Below are 18,163 nucleotides of genomic sequence, written 5' to 3'. Positions count from 1 at the left end.
TTTTAATAAAAAAAGGATGCTTTTTTTATTGCTACTATTCATAGATTTCGGGCATTTTCAAGGTGATGATCTATACATACTAGATTTGTATATTACTTATTTTTTGACAGTTTAAGAGATTTATCGACGAGAATTATTTCTGTATTAGTGTTTTTAGATTCTGCTGTTGCAAAACTATTAGATACTGTCTTGACCGGATTTATACCAACTAGTATGCACGTAATAGGGATTATCCTTATATTTGTAGGAATGGCAGTAAATTTTCGCAAGGGAAGAGAAGGCGAGTTATCAGTGAAGGGGAATGCTATCTCTGAAATATAAATTATGAATATAGTAACTTCAATAACGAAACAAAAACATACATGTAAAGATATTCCAAAAGGCCACTGGGCAGAAGATGCAATTAGTGCGTTACAATCTAATAATGTTGTGAGAGGAACTGGGAATGGCATGTATGAATTAAATCGCCCTGTACCTAGAGAACAATATGCTCAGTTTATCAATAATGCGATTATTAATTATCATTTGAAAGAGGACTGGAAATAGAGCGAAATATGAAAGCAAAAATAGAAATATTTGTGCTTTTTGTTTGTGTAAAAAAGAATTATTATTCGTTTTTGTGTATTTTTAATGTTATACACAAACTTTATAATCAACCCCATGAAAAAGACATGATATGTAATATGATTCACAAAACCGTCACGAAATGTGTCGAAAAATATGTTGTTACTATATCATTTGTTATGTATATTTAAAAAAACATATACATAGCGGGGGGATAATGTAATGAGCAAAAAATTATTAAAAACAGCTACAGCATTAACAATTATGGGTGGGGTGTTATTCTCAGCAGAGAGTAACAATGTAAAAGCGGAAAGTGCACCGTTGCAAAATGCGAATACAATTGTATTTAAAGATGTACCAAAAGGACATTGGGCATATGAGGCAATTCATGAATTAGCGAAACAAGAAATTATTTTGGGATATGGCGATGGGATATTCGGTTTTGGGGATAATGTAACACGTGAGCAAGTTGCAGCTTTAATTTACCGTGTGTTTGATATGGAAGAACAAGATGAATATGAAAACCCATATGGAGATATCGATGAAAATTCAACAAGCTTTATCGAGGAGATATTGGCTTTAACGGAAATCGGAATTTTCCAGGGAGACGAGAATGGAAACTTTAGACCGAAGGCGACGTTAACGCGTGCGGAAATGGCACAAGTTCTTACGAATGCTTTTGACTTACAGGCAAAGGGATCTCATAACTTTAATGATGTTTCAGCAAATTCATGGGCAACGAATGCAATTAGTGCAATACAAACAAATGGTATTACAATGGGAATCGGAGAAGGTAAATTTGGTCCGTCTATGAAAGTAACAAGAGAACAATACGCACAGTTTTTACATAGAGCAATATTGCATGATATGGAACAAGGGCAGTAATAAAGTTTAACTAGTCAAAGTGAAATTTAAAAATAATACAAAAAAGGTCGTTGTTGTATAACAGTGGCCTTTTTTGTATGAAATAAAGCGCGAAAGCATGACGTTTTGAAAAAAAGCGAAATGAATTTTCAAAAAAAACTTCCTTTTCTGAAGATTTGTTATATAATATAAAACATGAAATCAAATCTGTTATAAAACAGTTTAAGAAGGGGATGCTAATATGTCGACGCAAACTTCACGGGTTACACTCGTTGGAGAAATGTTACCAGCGTACAACGAAATATTGACACCTGAGGTGCTTAGTTTTTTGAAGGAATTACATGAGAATTTTGATGAGCGCCGCATAGAACTTTTACAAAAACGTGTAGAAAAACAAAAGAGAATTGATGCAGGGGAGTTTCCGAAGTTTTTAGAAGAAACAAAACACATACGTGAAGCGGATTGGACAATTGCCAAGCTGCCAAAAGATTTAGAGGATCGCCGCGTAGAGATTACTGGACCGGTAGATAGAAAGATGGTCATTAACGCTTTAAATTCAGGAGCGCATCTTTTTATGGCGGATTTTGAAGACTCGAATTCACCAACTTGGGAAAATGCGGTTGAAGGTCAAATCAACTTAAGAGATGCAGTAAAGGGAACGATTTCACATGAAAATGATAAAGGGAAAGAATATAGATTAAATGAGAAAACAGCTGTACTCATTGTACGTCCAAGAGGATGGCATTTAGAGGAAAAGCATATGCGAGTTGATGGGAAGAATATGTCAGGTAGCTTAGTAGATTTCGGATTGTACTTTTTCCATAATGCGAAAGCTCTTTTAGCAAAAGGGAGCGGCCCATACTTTTACTTACCAAAAATGGAAAGTTATTTAGAAGCGAGATTATGGAATGATGTATTCGTATTTGCTCAAAAATATATCGGCATTCCAAATGGAACGATTAAAGCAACTGTGTTACTGGAAACGATTCACGCTTCGTTTGAAATGGATGAAATTTTGTATGAGCTAAAAGATCATTCTGCTGGCTTAAACTGCGGAAGATGGGATTATATTTTTAGCTTTTTGAAGAGTTTCCGTAATCATAATGAATTTCTACTACCAGATAGAGCACAAGTCACGATGACGGCGCCATTTATGCGTTCATATTCTTTGAAAGTAATTCAAACATGTCATCGCCGTAATGCACCAGCAATTGGAGGGATGGCGGCACAAATTCCGATTAAAAACAATCCAGAAGCGAATGAAGCAGCTTTTGAAAAAGTGCGTGCTGATAAGGAGCGCGAAGCTTTAGATGGTCATGACGGGACTTGGGTTGCCCACCCTGGACTTGTACCGGTTGCAATGGAAGTATTTAATCACATTATGAAAACACCGAATCAAATTTTTAGAAAACGTGAAGAAATATGTGTAACAGAAAACAATTTACTAGAGGTACCGGTGGGAACGATTACAGAAGAGGGCTTTCGCATGAATATTAGCGTAGGTATTCAATATATTGCATCTTGGTTAAGCGGACGGGGAGCAGCACCCATTTATAACTTAATGGAAGATGCGGCAACTGCTGAAATTTCAAGAGCACAAGTATGGCAATGGATTCGTCATGAAGGTGGAAAACTAAATGATGGTCGTAATATTACGCTTGAATTAATGGAAGAGCTAAAAGAAGAAGAATTAGCAAAAATAGAAAGAGAGATTGGTAAGGAAGCCTTTAAGAAAGGGAGATTCCAAGAAGCGACAACGTTGTTTACAAATCTCGTTCGAAATGATGAATTCGTACCATTTTTAACATTACCGGGTTATGAAATTTTATAAAAATGAAAAGGGGATGGAACAAATGAAAAACGAAAGAATCGAGAAATTACAAGAGAGCTGGGAATTAGATGAGCGTTGGAAAGGGATCACACGTCCATATTCGGCAGAAGATGTAATTCGCCTGCGCGGATCGATTGATATTGAACATACATTAGCGCGCCGCGGTGCTGAGAAGCTTTGGACATCGCTTCATACAGAAGACTATATTAACGCACTTGGCGCATTAACAGGAAACCAAGCGATGCAACAAGTAAAAGCTGGGTTAAAAGCGATTTACTTAAGTGGTTGGCAAGTAGCAGCTGATGCAAACCTTTCTGGACATATGTATCCAGACCAAAGTTTATATCCAGCGAACAGCGTACCTGCTGTAGTGAAACGAATTAATCAAACACTTCAACGTGCGGATCAAATTCAGCATATGGAAGGAAGCGATGATACAGACTATTTCGTACCGATTGTAGCAGATGCAGAAGCTGGATTTGGTGGACAATTAAACGTATTCGAACTGATGAAAGGTATGATTGAAGCAGGTGCATCAGGTGTGCATTTTGAAGATCAATTATCTTCAGAGAAAAAATGTGGCCATTTAGGCGGAAAAGTACTACTACCAACGCAAACAGCAGTACGCAATTTAATTTCTGCACGCCTTGCAGCAGATGTAATGGGAGTGCCGACAATTATCGTTGCAAGAACAGATGCAGATGCAGCTGATTTAATTACGAGCGATATCGATCCTGTTGATAAAGCATTTATTACAGGAGAAAGAACACCAGAAGGATTTTACCGTACGAATGCAGGTCTTGATCAAGCAATTGCGCGCGGTTTAGCGTATGCACCGTATGCAGACCTCGTTTGGTGTGAAACGTCGGAACCAAATGTAGAAGATGCAAAACGATTTGCGGACGCAATTCATAAGGAGCATCCGGGAAAGCTACTTGCTTACAACTGCTCTCCGTCATTTAACTGGAAACAAAAACTAGATGAAAAAACAATTGCGAGCTTCCAAAAGGAAATCGCATCTTACGGTTATAAGTTCCAATTCGTAACGCTTGCTGGATTCCATTCATTAAATTACGGTATGTTTGAACTAGCACGTGGCTATAAAGAGCGCGGCATGGCAGCATACTCTGAACTACAACAAGCAGAATTCGCAGCTGAAAAACATGGCTACTCTGCAACACGTCATCAACGCGAAGTAGGAACAGGTTACTTTGATGAAGTTGCACAAGTAATTACAGGCGGAACTTCATCAACGACAGCGTTAAAAGGATCTACAGAAGAAGCACAGTTTACGAAATAAAAGGAAGGGCACCTTTTTGAAGGGTGCCCCTTGTTATTTTGTGAACGATTCGAAAAGAAATATCGATTTATCGGCAAAAAACGATACTAACTTTTCTTTATTACTAAATCAACTCCACTCAGCTCTATGCTCACGAATAAACTCCATATCTTTTTCATAATGCTCTAAATGTCCCTCATCAATCATTCTTTGGAAATTCACATCGCCCTCTTGAGCTTTTCTTTTCATATATGTACATAACCCTTCTAACCGAAGCAACACCATTCCTAAGTAATCTTCATCCATATTTTTACCATAGGACTGAACAAACAACTTCATTCTCTCTTTAATACGACCTGCATGTTGTGGTGAGTCATAATGAACTGCTTCACCTGATTCTGTATAATATACTCTACTTAAAGGTACACAAGTATAAAGTGTATAAGCGATATCCCATAGTCTTGGACCAGGAGCAGCAACATCGAAATCAATAATGCCTACTGGCTTCTCATTATTAAAAATAATGTTATATATGGCAAAATCATTGTGGCATAAAACCTCAATGTTATTTGGCGTGTGATTCATCGGTTTCCAATCATCTAATAAAGGAAAATCACTTACAGCATCATGGTAAAGGCGGAGCATCTTTGCGATTTCTTTTAATACATCATTAGATCGCATATATTCTTTTAAAGGATAATTGCCAGCTTCTCCTTCAATAAAGGATAAAATCTCTCTATCTTTTTCATCTACACCTAAAAACTTTGGCGCATGATGAAACCCTTTGTTTTCTAAGTGTTGTAATAGCTTATGGATCTTTGCACTATCTGGCTTTAACTCTCGACGAACAGTATTTTTAGAACGATATACGTTCGAAACGTTTCCGCCTGTTAGCTTTTCTTCGTTATCGTAGTTTGACATGTGAAAATTCCCCCTATAATTAAAAAATCCAATTCCAAATAGTGAATAGACCAACAATGGCAGAAAAGAGAAGGGAAGCAAGCAATGCTAGACAGCCAAAAGGGACTAGCTTATCTTGCCATGTTTCTTTATACTCATAAATTAACTCCTCTGCTACTTTCTTCTGCACTGAAGATGAAGTTTGATCTTTATACAAACTTTTTATATGGTTAGAATCGCCTTTAAACTTTAAAGCACGTGCAATATGATGAGGACTATTTCCCATTGATTTTTCAAATAATAAACATGATTTATGCATAATATCTGTTTTATGCTCCTCTAGATACCAGTAACGTCCAGCCATTTCTGGATATTGTAATTTATAATAAATATCTCCGAGTTGTTTTCGAAGGTGTAATTCATTTGGGTATGTAAAGATGAGGCCATGCAATCTGTCTCTTGCTTTTCCAAGATCATTATTTTCAATATCCTTTTCAATTCTTGTTAATGTTTTTTTAGGAATTTTGGCTGTCATGAATACCTCCTTATTTGGAATAGAGATAATTATATTTTATAAGAAATACTAAAAATTAGAAATTCCATTTTCAAAAAAGATTGTACATTTCATTTTAAGTATGCTATGATGATGTCAGTTGAATAGTTAAATTAAGCAATCCATATGTTATCAAGTGCTGAAAACGAACGAGAAAAAGTATGTGAGAACTAGTTTATGTTTCGTATTTGATAATGTGTGGATTCTTTTTTTAGACAGGAAGACTAAAAAAATTAAATTTGTATTTTCTTAGGAGGAAATAATCATGGCAGTAACAGGACAAGTAAAATGGTTTAACAACGAAAAAGGCTTCGGTTTCATCGAAGTTCCAGGCGAAAACGACGTATTCGTACATTTCTCTGCAATCGAAACTGAAGGTTTCAAATCTCTAGAAGAAGGCCAAAAAGTTAGCTTCGAAATCGAAGAAGGTAACCGTGGACCTCAAGCTAAAAACGTAATCAAACTATAATTTTATAGTTGATGATGGAAAAAAGGATGGCTAATGCCATCCTTTTTTTGTTGTGGAGAAAGTTTTTCCAGAGCCTGTTTTTATATCTAAATCTCTTTTTTTATGTTAAAACTGGTGAAAAATCATCGGGAATGCGTATTCGTTTCTGTAGAAGAATTAGTTCAGCAAGAGCATTTGCTTCGTAGGATAGTAAATAACTATAAATTTGTATTCTTTATTGAAATGGAGAAATCTTTTCCAGATAGACCTTGAGTAACATTTTTTTTGTTAGCATTGTTGTTGGAATTTTGTTCGTTTTGAGATGATGTTTCTAACATTTGTTCTTGTTCCTTACTAGGGGTATTCAGAGCATCTGAGGGGATGCTATTAACCTGCTGGCTTAATAGATTTTCTTTATCCATAGTATACAGCTCCTTTTTGGAATTCGATAAAACGCAATGTAATTATACATAGCCACTTATATATATTGTGTTTTTGAATGAAATGATATACAAAACTTATATTACAAATCAAAAAAGATGTAGAGAACCTTTGAAGAAAATATAGTTGGTTCTTTTGAGGGTGAAGAAGAATAAATAAAATGATACTACAAATGTAAAAAGGCATTCCATAAAGGAAGGCCTTTTATTGTTCTTGCCCTGATTTTTTCTTCTCACGTTTTTTACATTCTGGACATTTTGATTTACGAAACGGTTTGGCGAAGAATAGCAGGATGAAAAATAAACCGAATATAATACTAGCTGAGTTTTTCACGATAATGACGCTACTATTTTTCATTTGAATCGATGGTTGGATCTCTTTTTCTTCCATAATGGCCCTCCATATATTGGATTTATATTTTAATTATAGCAAAGTTAATTGTTTTAATGATGTGAAAATAGGAAGGGATAATAAATATTTATAGGTAGTATAAATGCTGCTTTTATAGTTTTGAAATTATTTTATTTCTATATTTTGATTTTTATATTTGACAAATGTTTAATAAATGATAAAAAATTGTAAAAAAGCGGAACTTGTAAGCTATTTCTTTTTCATAGGTGCTAAAATTATATATGCAGCTGCTAATATAAATGGAAAAAAGGAGATAATGGAGTATGGAAAGTAAAGTGGAACGCTATGTCGAAAATTATGTTGTAACGAAAAATACGATGGCCTTACTTCCTGTTATTCTAAGTGAAAAGAAAATTGTTACGCGAGTCGTTGAAATGAATGATTCTTTTTTCGTATTTCAAAAACCTCTAGATATTATAGAAAGAAGTTGCCGCAAGCATGGCTCTAGTTTCTTAGGCAGAAAAGAAGGAACGAAAGAGTTAACTCATATTACACATAAAGCACCGATTGCGATTAGTCCAGCAGATCAACTTTATTTTTTCCCTACCTATTCTTACTCTAGAAAAGAGTGCGCTTGGTTGTCCCATTTTTATATTGAAAGTAACAAAGAATTAAAAGATGGAAATCTAATTATTAGATTTATAAATGGTTTTGCTGTGAAATTAGAAATATCAAAAACTAGTTTTGAAAATCAACAAAATCGTACAGCGAAATTGCGTACTGAATATGAAGATCGTAGGAAAAAACAAGGGAGCCCTTGTTTTAAAGAGATTGATAAAAAAGCGGAATCAACATTAAGACCCGCTTATGAGAGAGTGTATTTTGTGAAGGAAGGCGAAGTGTGAAAGGATGGGGGAAACCCCATTCTTTTTTTATTTATCAGTCTTTGCCGATAAGTCGATATATGAGAAAAATCGAGTTGTAATTGATATATTTAGAAAAGTGCCTATATAATTTCATTTATCGATAAAAATATTGGAAAAACCACCTGAATAACAAAACGAACGACATGTCCTGTCGAATATTGATAGATTATCATAGCTAAATAATGAAGGAATTCTTATGAATGATATGGAAACTTTAATAAATACATCTCCATATGTCGTATCTACCATTTCCTCTTTCATATAAGCAATGATACAGTAGGGATAGTATTTAGAGTAAAGGGGTAAAGTGTAGAATGGATTTTCAGACAATCAAAGAATATTTTTCACCAGAAAATATGGATCATATTGTTGAGAGTTATAAAGCGTTCGGACCACTTCTTGGTATTGGTTTACCGATGATAGAAGCGTTGATTCCAGCATTACCGCTTATTGTATTTGTACTGGCGAATGCTGTTGCATTTGGGTTTTGGCTCGGTTTTCTTTATTCATGGCTTGGATCAGTAATGGGTGCCTTACTTGTATTTTTCATCATCCGCCATTTTGGCCGCAGTCGTTTCTTTTCATTTGTAAATAAGCATGAGAGAGTACGAAAAGCAATGGGGTGGATTGAAAGGAAAGGGTTCGCACCGATTTTTGTTATATTTTGTTTTCCATTTACACCGTCAGCGCTTATAAATGTTGTCGCTGGTTTATCTCGAATTAGTGTAAAACAGTTTGGGCTAGCGTTAGCATTCGGAAAGCTTGTGATGATTTTTATTTTAACGTATATCGGTCATGATTTAATGTCGTTTATTCATAATCCGGTGAAATCGGTCATTGTAGCGATTGGTATTTTTATTTTATGGTATGTCGGTAAGAAAATTGAAGTAAAGTTAGAACTACATTAAGAATAGTCTTCTTTGTAAAGGAAAGCTTCATTATTAAAGGATAAGGGGAGAAGCAGATGAAGAAAACTTTGAAAAAAGAAGGCATAGAGTGGATACGAACAATTTTAATTGGGGTATTATTAGCTGTATTTTTTCGAACGTTTTTCTTCTCAACGTACGTTGTAGAGGGGAAGTCAATGATGCCGACATTGCAAGATGGCAATATGCTCGTTGTAAATAAGGTGAGTTATCAAGTTGGGGACTTGAACAGATTTGACGTTGTGGTGTTTCATGCGAATAAAAAAGAGGACTATGTAAAGCGAATTATCGGTTTACCTGGAGATCATATTGAATATAAGCATGATAAGCTATATATAAATGGACAATTTATTGATGAGCCGTATCTAGAGAAGTATAAGAAAGAGATAAACGGAAGGCAACTAACAGGCGACTTTAAATTAGAAGAGTTAACGAAAGAAAAGCTTGTGCCACCTGGGTTTATTTTTGTAGTAGGTGATAACCGGCTCGGGAGCTGGGATAGTAGACACTTTGGTTTTGTAAAAGCTGATACAGTCGTCGGTAAAGTTGATTTACGATATTGGCCAATTCAAGAGGTGCAAACGAATTTTTCAAAAGGTTGATATAATAGATAGAAGTATAGAAAAAGACAAACAGCTCAGTTTGTCTTTTTTCGTGTCCTATAATACAATTATAGTAGCAAACTAACGTTCGTTATGTAAGTGAAAGGTGGGGTTACATGTCACTTCGATTTGTGATTGGTAGAGCGGGAAGTGGAAAAAGTACACTTTGTCTACGCGAAGTACAAGAAGAGTTAAAACAGCGTCCGAGAGGGAAAACAATATTATATCTTGTGCCAGAACAGATGACATTCCAAACGCAGCAGGCGTTAATTGGAAGTGAGGATGTAAGAGGTTCTATTCGGGCACAAGTTTTTAGTTTTTCACGATTAGCGTGGAAGGTATTGCAAGAAGTTGGTGGAGCAAGTCGTCTTCATATTGATGAAGCGGGCGTGCATATGTTACTTCGTAAAATTGTAGAGTCTCGTAAAGATGGATTATCAGTGTTCCAAAAAGCTGCGGAGCAAAACGGTTTCTTTGAACATCTTGGCAGTATGATTGCAGAGTTTAAACGTTACAATGTAACGCCATCTAACGTATATGAAATGTGGCAACAATTAGATGCGCATAGTAGCGGTGCCGAACAAAAGCTACTAGCCAATAAAGTGTATGATTTACAACTACTATATGATGATTTTGAACGTGCTTTAATTGGAAAATATTTAGATTCAGAAGACTACTTGCAATTGCTAGTGGAAAAGCTTCCGCAGTCTGAATATGTAAATGGTGCGGAAATTTATATAGATGGATTTCATTCATTCTCCCCGCAAGAGTTAGAGATTTTAAGACAGCTTATGATTTGCGGAGCGAGAGTTACGATTACGTTAACAATAGATGAAAAAACGTTAGCGCAGCCAGTAAATGAACTTGATTTATTTTATGAAACGACGTTAACGTATGAAAAAATAAAACAAGTAGCGCGTGAAGAGAAAATAGAAATTGAAAAAACAATTCCACTTATGGAACAGCCGCGTTTTCATTCGCCAGCATTAGCTCATTTAGAAGCTCATTATGAAGCGCGTCCGAATGAGAAATTTAACGGTGAAGCAAGTGTAACGATTCGTACAGCTGCGAATTTACGAGCGGAGGTAGAAGGTGTTGCTCGTGAAATTCGTAAACTTGTGGCGGATGAAAAATATCGTTACCGAGATATTGCAGTGCTTCTGCGTAACGGGGAAAGTTATTACGATGTGATGCGAACGTTATTTACAGATTATAATATCCCGCACTTCATCGATGAAAAACGCCCGATGTCACATCATCCATTAGTAGAATGTATTCGTTCTGCTTTAGAGATTATTAGCGGGAATTGGCGTTACGATGCGGTGTTCCGCTGCGTGAAAACAGAGCTTTTATATCCATTAGACGTAAGAAAAGAAACGATGCGCGAAGAGATGGATGAGTTTGAAAACTACTGTTTAGCGTACGGTGTACAAGGAAAGAGATGGACTTCAGAAGATCCGTGGATGTATCGCCGCTATCGTTCTCTTGACGATACAGACGGGATGATTACAGACAGTGAACGTGAAATGGAAGAGAAAATAAATCGACTACGCGACGTTGTAAGAACGCCTGTTATTCGTATGCAAAAAAGATTGAAGCGTGCGGGAACAGTTATGCAAATGTGCGAAGCTGTTTATTTATTTTTAGAAGAGCTTGATGTTCCGAAAAAACTAGAAGCATTACGTGTTCGTGCAGAAGAGAGCGGAGATTTCTTATTTGCGACAGATCATGAGCAAGTATGGGAAGAAGTAATGAGTCTTCTTGATACGTTCGTTGAAATGCTAGGCGAAGAGAAAATGTCACTTTCTATGTTCACAGACGTTATGTCGACAGGTCTTGAGGCGCTTCAATTCGCAAACATTCCGCCGTCATTAGACCAAGTGTTAATTGCGAATATTGATCGTTCTAGATTATCAAATGTGAAAGCAACATTTGTCATTGGCGTGAATGAAGGAGTAATTCCAGCAGCACCTATGGATGAAGGTATGCTTTCGGATGAAGAAAGAGATGTTCTTAGTGCTGCAGGTATCGAATTAGCACCAACGACGAGACAAACTTTATTAGAAGAACAGTTCGTTATGTACCAAATGGTAACGAGAGCGACTGAGAAATTATATATTTCTTGTCCGCTAGCAGATGAAGAAGGAAAGACGTTACTTGCGTCTAGCTTTATTAAGAAAATAAAAAGAATGTTCCCTGATGTGAAAGATACATTTATTACGAATGACGTAAATGATTTATCACGTTCGGAACAAATTTCATACATAGCAACGCCAGAAGTAACGTTGTCATATGTAATGCAGCAACTTCAAACGTGGAAGCGATACGGATTTGAAGGGAATTTAGACTTTTGGTGGGACGTATATAACTTCTACGTTACTTCAGATGAATGGAAGCAAAAAAGTAGCCGCGTATTATCAAGCCTATTTTACCGAAATCGTGCGCAAAAGCTAAGTTCAGTTGTAAGTAGAGATTTATACGGAGACACAATAAAAGGAAGCGTCTCTCGTATGGAACTATTTAACCGTTGCGCATATGCTCATTTCGCGCAGCACGGTTTATCATTAAGAGAGCGTGATATTTTCAAGCTGGATGCACCGGATATTGGCGAGTTATTCCATGCAGCGCTGAAGAGAATTGCAGACAGGCTATTACGTGAAAACCGTACTTGGGCGGATTTATCAATAAAAGAGTGTGAGCATCTTTCTGCTGTAGTAATAGAAGAGATTGCACCGTTATTACAAAGACAAATTTTATTAAGTTCAAACCGTCATTTCTATTTAAAGCAAAAACTACAACAAATCATTTTCCGTACCTCAATCATTCTTCGTGAGCACGCGAAATCAAGTGGTTTCGTACCAGTTGATTTAGAAGTGCCATTCGGTATGGGCGGTACAGGATCACTTCCGCCAATGGAATTCTCATTACCAAATGGTGTGAAGATGGAAGTAGTTGGCCGTATTGACCGTGTTGATAAGGCAGAAGATGAAAGTGGTACGTTCCTACGTATTATTGACTATAAATCAAGCTCAAAAGCATTAGACTTAACGGAAGTGTATTACGGATTGGCACTTCAAATGTTAACGTATTTAGATGTTGTTACTTCAAATGCACATACGTGGATGAAAAAAGGTGGCACGGCTTCACCTGCTGGTGTACTGTACTTCCATATTCATAACCCGATTGTTGAGATGAAGGGTGATGCATCTGAAGCGGAAATTGAGAAAGAAATTTTAAAGAAATTTAAAATGAAAGGACTCGTGCTAGGCGATGCTGATGTTGTTCGTTTAATGGATAACAAACTTTCAACAGGAAGCTCTGATATTATTTCTGCGGGTCTGAAAAAAGACGGTAGCTTTAGTGCGCGTTCGAGCATTGCAAGTGAACAAGAGTTTAACGTATTGCAAAAATACGTACACCATACGTTTGAAAATATCGGAAAAGATATTACAGAAGGCGTTATCGATATTGCTCCTTACAAAAAGGGGAATAAAGCGGCATGTACGTTCTGTAACTTCAAATCTGTTTGTCAGTTCGATGAATCACTTGAAGATAATCAATTCCGTACGCTAAAAGATATGAAAGATAGCGAAGCGATGGAGAAAATTAGAGAGGAGGTTGGCGGAGAATGATTGAAAATTGGCCTAAAAAACCAGAAGGTAGTCAGTGGACAGATGACCAGTGGAAAGCAGTTGTAGCGAACGGACGTGATATTTTAGTCGCAGCAGCAGCTGGATCAGGGAAAACAGCAGTATTAGTTGAACGTATTATTAAGAAGATTATTAATGAAGAAAATCCAGTCGATGTCGACCGCCTGCTCGTTGTAACATTTACGAATGCAGCGGCGCAAGAGATGAAAAACCGAATCGGGGAAGCGTTAGAAAAAGTATTAATTGATGAGCCAGGCTCTCAGCACGTAAGAAAGCAGCTGAGCTTGTTAAATAAAGCTTCTATTTCAACGATTCACTCCTTTTGTTTACAAGTAATTAGAGGATACTACTACATGCTTGATGTTGATCCTCGTTTTCGCATAGCGAATCAAACAGAAAACGAATTATTAAAAGAAGAAGTGTTAGATGACATATTAGAAGCAGAGTATGGAATTGAAGATAATACGATATTCTTTGAACTCGTTGATCGTTATACGAGTGATCGTAGTGATGATGACTTACAGCGTATGATTTTAGCGCTTCATACAGAATCAAGAGCGCATCCAAATCCGGAGAAGTGGCTTGATAAATTAGTAGAAGCATACGACGTGGAAGGAAAGACGATTGAAGATTTAGTATACGCTTCTTACTTATTAGAAGATGTGAAATTCCAGCTTGAAACGGCAGAAGAGCATATTCGTAAAGCGACAGAATTCGCAATGCTTCCTGACGGTCCAGCGCCTCGCGTTGAAACCCTGCAAGCAGATGTGGCTTTACTTGGAACGTTATCATCAGCTGCTCGTGAGTCGTGGACAAGCGTGTATGAAGCGATGCAAAATGTATCTTGGCAAACGTTAAAGCGTATTAAGAAAAGTGATTATAACGAAGATATTGTAAAACAAGTAGACTCTCTTCGTAATAAAGCAAAAGATGAAGTGAAGAAATTACAAGAAGAGCTATTTAGCCGTAGACCAGAAAGTTTCTTACGAGATTTTCAAGATATGCACCCAGTATTAGAAAAGCTCGTTCAGCTCGTAAAAGTATTTACAGAGCGCTTCCAAACGATGAAGCGAGATAAAGGAATGGTCGATTTCACAGATTTAGAGCATTTCTGTTTACAAATTTTAAGTGAGCAAAGTGAAGACGGTGAAATGAAACCGTCAGCAGTAGCACTTCAATATCGTAATAAATTTGCTGAAGTATTAGTCGATGAATATCAAGATACGAACTTTGTACAGGAATCCATTATTAAATTCGTAACGAAAGATTCTGAGAGTGAAGGAAACTTGTTCATGGTTGGTGACGTAAAGCAGTCGATTTATCGTTTCCGACTAGCCGAACCAGGACTATTCCTAGGGAAGTATAAACGCTTCACGCAAGAAGGATTGGGCGGCGGAATGAAGATTGACTTAGCGAAAAACTTCCGTAGTCGTCATGAAGTGTTAGCAGGAACGAACTTTATTTTCAAACAAATTATGGGCGAAGAAGTTGGGGAAATCGACTATGATGCTGACGCTGAATTAAAGTTAGGTGCTAGCTATCCGGAAGGCGAAGATGTAGCAGCTGAGCTATTATGTATTCAGCAAACGGAAGAAGAAGTAATAGATGGAGAAGAAGGTGCGGAAGTCGAAAAAGCACAGCTTGAAGCTCGTCTTATGGCGCAACGTATTAAAGCGATGGTTGATTCAGGTTATGAAGTGTATGATCGTAAAAATGATAGTATGCGTCCTGTACAATATCGTGATTTCGTTATTTTACTTCGCTCTATGCCGTGGGCGCCGCAAATTATGGAGGAGTTAAAGTTGCAAGGAATTCCAGTATACGCTGATCTTGCGACTGGTTACTTTGAAGCGACAGAAGTAAATATTATGATGAACGTATTCCGCGTTATTGATAATCCGATGCAAGATATTCCGCTTGCAGCAGTACTTCGTTCTCCAATTGTTGGATTAAATGATGAAGACCTTGCGACTCTTCGTGCTCACGGAAAGAAAGGCTCGTTTTATGAAGTAATGAGCTCGTTCTTAAAAGGCGCACCACTTGAAGAAGAACAAGAGCTACATGATAAATTAGAGTGGTTTTATAATTTACTGCAAGGATGGCGTGAATTTGCGCGCCAACAGTCCCTTTCTGATTTAATTTGGAAAGTGTACGGTGAGACAGGTTATTACGATTTCGTTGGCGGTTTACCAGCTGGAAAGCAAAGGCAAGCGAACTTACGCGTATTATATGACCGCGCACGACAATATGAAGCAACATCGTTTAGAGGATTATTCCGCTTCTTACGTTTTATTGAACGTATTTTAGAACGCGGTGACGATATGGGTACGGCGAGAGCTCTCGGTGAACAAGAAGATGTCGTTCGCATTATGACGATTCATAAAAGTAAAGGGCTAGAGTTCCCGGTTGTATTTGTAGCTGGACTCGGTCGTCGTTTTAATACACAAGACTTAATGAAGCGTTTCTTACTGCATAAAGATTTCGGTTTCGGTTCACAATTTATTGATCCGCGTAAACGAATTAAATATACGACATTATCGCAACTTGCAATTAAACGCAAAATGAAAATGGAATTAATCGCGGAAGAAATGCGTGTATTATATGTAGCGTTAACGCGTGCGAAAGAGAAGTTAATTTTAATCGGAACAGTTAAGGATGCAAATAAGGAAATGGAAAAGTGGCTTGATGCGAGGGAACATAGTGAATGGTTACTACCAGATCACATACGTGCCGGAGCGTCTTGTTATTTAGACTGGATTGCACCTTCATTATATAGACATCGTGATAGTGAAATGCTTCTTGACTTAGGACAGGGAAGTATTCCAGGTGAAATTTATGAATATGATACGAACTGGAAAGTAGAAGTTGTTGATGGCAAAACATTACTTGCACCAGAGCCAGTTCAAGAAGAGAAACAAGAGTTGTTAGAAGCACTTCGTGAGAAAAAGGCTGTGCCGTTAGAAAGTGAACGAAAAGAAGAAGTGTACGACAGATTAATGTGGAAGTACGGATATGAGGATGCAACATCTCATCGTGCGAAGCAATCTGTTACAGAAATAAAGAGAAATTATCAATCTGAAGAAGGTAGTGATAATGCCTTTATTAAAAAACTACGTGCGCCAATTAAAACACGTCCGCGCTTTATGGAGAAAAAAGGGTTAACGTACGCAGAACGCGGAACAGCAGTCCATGCTGTTATGCAGCATGTTGATTTGAAGAAGCCAATTACAGTTGAAGTTCTTCAAGAGCAAATTGCTGGAATGGTAAATAAGGAATTATTAACATTCGAGCAGGCGGAAGAAATAGCAATCGAAAAAGTCATTTCATTCTTTGACAGTGATCTAGGTAAAAGGGTATTAGCGGCGAAAAGTGTTGAGCGTGAGGTACCATTTACGATGATGCTTGCAGCCGAAGAAGCGTATCAAGATTGGCAAGGGAAGAGTGAAGAAACGATTCTTGTCCAAGGGGTTATCGACTGTATGATTGAAGAAGAAGATGGCATTACATTAATTGACTTCAAAACAGATACGATCGAAGGGAAGTTCCCAGGCGGATTTGAACAAGCGAAACCAATTTTAGAAGATCGATATAAAGTGCAGCTTTCGTTATATGCAAAAGCACTCGAGAAAAGCTTACAACATCCTGTGAAAGAGAAATGTTTATACTTCTTCGATGGGAATCACGTTGTAAATATTGAAGAATAGAGGGGCTTGAAAATGGTAACGGAAAAAACGTTAAGAACTTGTGAACAGGGACACGAGTACTATAAAAGTAGCGATTGTCCAACTTGCCCAATCTGTGAGAAAGAGAGAAAACCAAAAGAAGGTTTTCTCTCTCTTCTTTCAGCGCCAGCAAGAAGGGCATTAGAGCACCGTGGAATTCAAAATGTAGAAGAACTCTCAAAATATAGTGAAAAAGAAATTTTAAAACTGCATGGTATGGGACCTGCGTCTTTGCCGAAGCTTAGGAAGGCTTTGGAGGAGAGTGGGTTATCATTTAAGTAAAATAAACAAGTAATCAGTGAANNTTCACTGATTACTTGTTTATACCGCTATTTGTGGGCAGTAAAGCTCCTACTGATTACAGTTTTACTTTATATGGCGAAATTTCATTTTAATAATTTTGAATTAGATAAAAGAAAAAGTAGGAGATATTCTCCTACTTTTTTTACGCTGTTCCGATCTGATCTTGATCCGCCACATCAGAATCAAATGTATTTGTTGCACTGACGCCGTTAAATGTATTCACGACAAATCCAACATTGGAAGCCCCAGATCCGTTATAAGCTTTCGTATTTTCTTTTGGAGATACGTTATAAAAATCCCCTAAATTGAAAGAGCCATTACTGTTTTGAACGACGAGATTTCCAACAACAGAAGGCATAGCATCCACCTACTTTACTAAGCTTTTTAATTACTATATGAATTACTGTGCGGAAGGTTCATCCGTAATATATTGGCGGATTTGCATAACACGAGAGTTATTAAATGCATAATCTACGTTCCCTATTTGAAAGCAGCCAGAATTTAAAAGTGTTCGTAACTCAACGTTATTCACTTCAATAAAAGGGCATTCATTTATAATGTTTAGTTTTACATCTGTCGTTCGTTTTGGAATCGTAATGTGTTCATCTGTAAAAACTTCAAATGCATCTAAGCGACCTTCGCCTTTTATATAACAAGGAAATTCCCTGTGAACGGCAAGAGCTCTACTTTTTAATTCCATTTGGTTTGCGTCTCCAACTTGAAATACAGCGGTAATCCCTAAAGAAATAATAGAAACATTTTGGACAATAGACACATGATGTAACATAGTTTTTCAGTCTCCT

The 18,163-nt window shown here is 37.1% G+C and carries 16 protein-coding genes and 2 pseudogenes; 12 read left to right on the top strand and 6 right to left on the bottom strand.

The annotated features are described in order from the left end of the window. Positions 1-19: 19 nt before the first annotated feature. The 5 genes and pseudogenes from COK05_RS13060 to aceA all read left to right on the top strand — a co-directional run. Positions 20-321, top strand: a pseudogene (locus tag COK05_RS13060) (EamA family transporter); the annotation flags it as partial. A gap of 24 nt (positions 322-345) precedes the next feature. Then, positions 346-546, top strand: a pseudogene (locus tag COK05_RS13055) (S-layer homology domain-containing protein); the annotation flags it as partial. Between the two features lie 240 nt (positions 547-786). Further along, entirely contained in the window at positions 787-1,449 is a 663-nt protein-coding gene (locus COK05_RS13045) for an S-layer homology domain-containing protein (protein ID WP_098612904.1), read from the top strand. A gap of 220 nt (positions 1,450-1,669) precedes the next feature. After that, entirely contained in the window at positions 1,670-3,259 is a 1,590-nt protein-coding gene (aceB, locus tag COK05_RS13040; RefSeq protein ID WP_098612903.1) for a malate synthase A, read from the top strand. 22 nt (positions 3,260-3,281) lie between these two features. Next, positions 3,282-4,559, top strand: a complete 1,278-nt coding sequence (gene aceA, locus COK05_RS13035) for an isocitrate lyase (RefSeq protein ID WP_098612902.1) — start codon at positions 3,282-3,284, stop codon at positions 4,557-4,559. Positions 4,560-4,667: 108 nt separating this feature from the next. Here aceA and COK05_RS13030 read toward each other — a convergent pair whose 3' ends face one another. Beyond that, on the bottom strand, positions 4,668-5,459 hold the full coding sequence (locus COK05_RS13030) for a phosphotransferase (RefSeq protein ID WP_098612901.1): 792 nt from the start codon (positions 5,457-5,459) through the stop codon (positions 4,668-4,670). 19 nt (positions 5,460-5,478) lie between these two features. Further along, entirely contained in the window at positions 5,479-5,973 is a 495-nt protein-coding gene (locus COK05_RS13025; RefSeq protein ID WP_098612900.1) for a DUF6584 family protein, read from the bottom strand. A gap of 283 nt (positions 5,974-6,256) precedes the next feature. On the opposite strand from COK05_RS13025, the gene cspA reads away from it, so the two are divergent. Continuing rightward, positions 6,257-6,460 carry an RNA chaperone/antiterminator CspA gene (gene cspA, locus COK05_RS13020; RefSeq protein WP_000301522.1) on the top strand — a complete coding sequence of 68 codons (204 nt, stop codon included), beginning with the start codon at positions 6,257-6,259 and terminating at the stop codon, positions 6,458-6,460. A 197-nt stretch (positions 6,461-6,657) separates the two neighbouring features. Here cspA and COK05_RS13015 read toward each other — a convergent pair whose 3' ends face one another. Together COK05_RS13015 and COK05_RS13010 are read right to left on the bottom strand one after the other, a co-directional pair. Then, positions 6,658-6,861 carry a hypothetical protein gene (locus tag COK05_RS13015; RefSeq protein ID WP_098612899.1) on the bottom strand — a complete coding sequence of 68 codons (204 nt, stop codon included), beginning with the start codon at positions 6,859-6,861 and terminating at the stop codon, positions 6,658-6,660. A gap of 223 nt (positions 6,862-7,084) precedes the next feature. Beyond that, the gene (locus COK05_RS13010) at positions 7,085-7,270 is read right to left on the bottom strand and encodes a hypothetical protein (protein ID WP_000391373.1); all 186 of its coding nucleotides are present in this window, start codon (positions 7,268-7,270) and stop codon (positions 7,085-7,087) included. Between the two features lie 284 nt (positions 7,271-7,554). Between COK05_RS13010 and COK05_RS13005 the strand changes: the two genes are divergently transcribed. The 6 genes from COK05_RS13005 (at position 7,555) to COK05_RS12975 (ending at position 17,339) form a co-directional block, all read left to right on the top strand. Next, positions 7,555-8,136 carry a competence protein ComK gene (locus COK05_RS13005; RefSeq protein WP_098612898.1) on the top strand — a complete coding sequence of 194 codons (582 nt, stop codon included), beginning with the start codon at positions 7,555-7,557 and terminating at the stop codon, positions 8,134-8,136. A gap of 335 nt (positions 8,137-8,471) precedes the next feature. Beyond that, positions 8,472-9,065 (top strand): TVP38/TMEM64 family protein, encoded by a 594-nt coding sequence (locus COK05_RS12995; RefSeq protein WP_000347517.1) that lies wholly within the window; start codon positions 8,472-8,474, stop codon positions 9,063-9,065. Between the two features lie 56 nt (positions 9,066-9,121). Beyond that, positions 9,122-9,685, top strand: a complete 564-nt coding sequence (gene lepB / locus COK05_RS12990; RefSeq protein ID WP_000751896.1) for a signal peptidase I — start codon at positions 9,122-9,124, stop codon at positions 9,683-9,685. Between the two features lie 116 nt (positions 9,686-9,801). Beyond that, positions 9,802-13,317: a helicase-exonuclease AddAB subunit AddB gene (addB, locus tag COK05_RS12985; protein ID WP_098612896.1), complete on the top strand. Its 3,516-nt coding sequence runs from the start codon at positions 9,802-9,804 to the stop codon at positions 13,315-13,317. Continuing rightward, positions 13,314-17,039: a helicase-exonuclease AddAB subunit AddA gene (addA, locus tag COK05_RS12980; RefSeq protein ID WP_098612895.1), complete on the top strand. Its 3,726-nt coding sequence runs from the start codon at positions 13,314-13,316 to the stop codon at positions 17,037-17,039. The genes addB and addA overlap by 4 nt, the downstream gene beginning before the upstream one ends. Positions 17,040-17,051: 12 nt before the next feature. Further along, positions 17,052-17,339, top strand: a complete 288-nt coding sequence (locus tag COK05_RS12975) for an RNA polymerase alpha subunit C-terminal domain-containing protein (protein ID WP_098612894.1) — start codon at positions 17,052-17,054, stop codon at positions 17,337-17,339. A 163-nt stretch (positions 17,340-17,502) separates the two neighbouring features. On the opposite strand, the gene gerPF is transcribed toward COK05_RS12975, so the two are convergent. Both gerPF and COK05_RS12965 read right to left on the bottom strand, forming a co-directional pair. After that, positions 17,503-17,718: a spore germination protein GerPF gene (gene gerPF / locus COK05_RS12970; RefSeq protein WP_001141566.1), complete on the bottom strand. Its 216-nt coding sequence runs from the start codon at positions 17,716-17,718 to the stop codon at positions 17,503-17,505. Positions 17,719-17,760: 42 nt separating this feature from the next. Further along, entirely contained in the window at positions 17,761-18,147 is a 387-nt protein-coding gene (locus COK05_RS12965; protein ID WP_098612893.1) for a spore germination protein GerPE, read from the bottom strand. Positions 18,148-18,163: the final 16 nt, after the last annotated feature.

The organism is Bacillus cereus (genome assembly GCF_002567495.1).
Lineage (GTDB): Bacteria > Bacillota > Bacilli > Bacillales > Bacillaceae_G > Bacillus_A > Bacillus_A cereus_AQ.
Note: the sequence above shows the minus strand (reverse complement) of the source record. Positions and strands in the feature narration are given on the sequence as shown.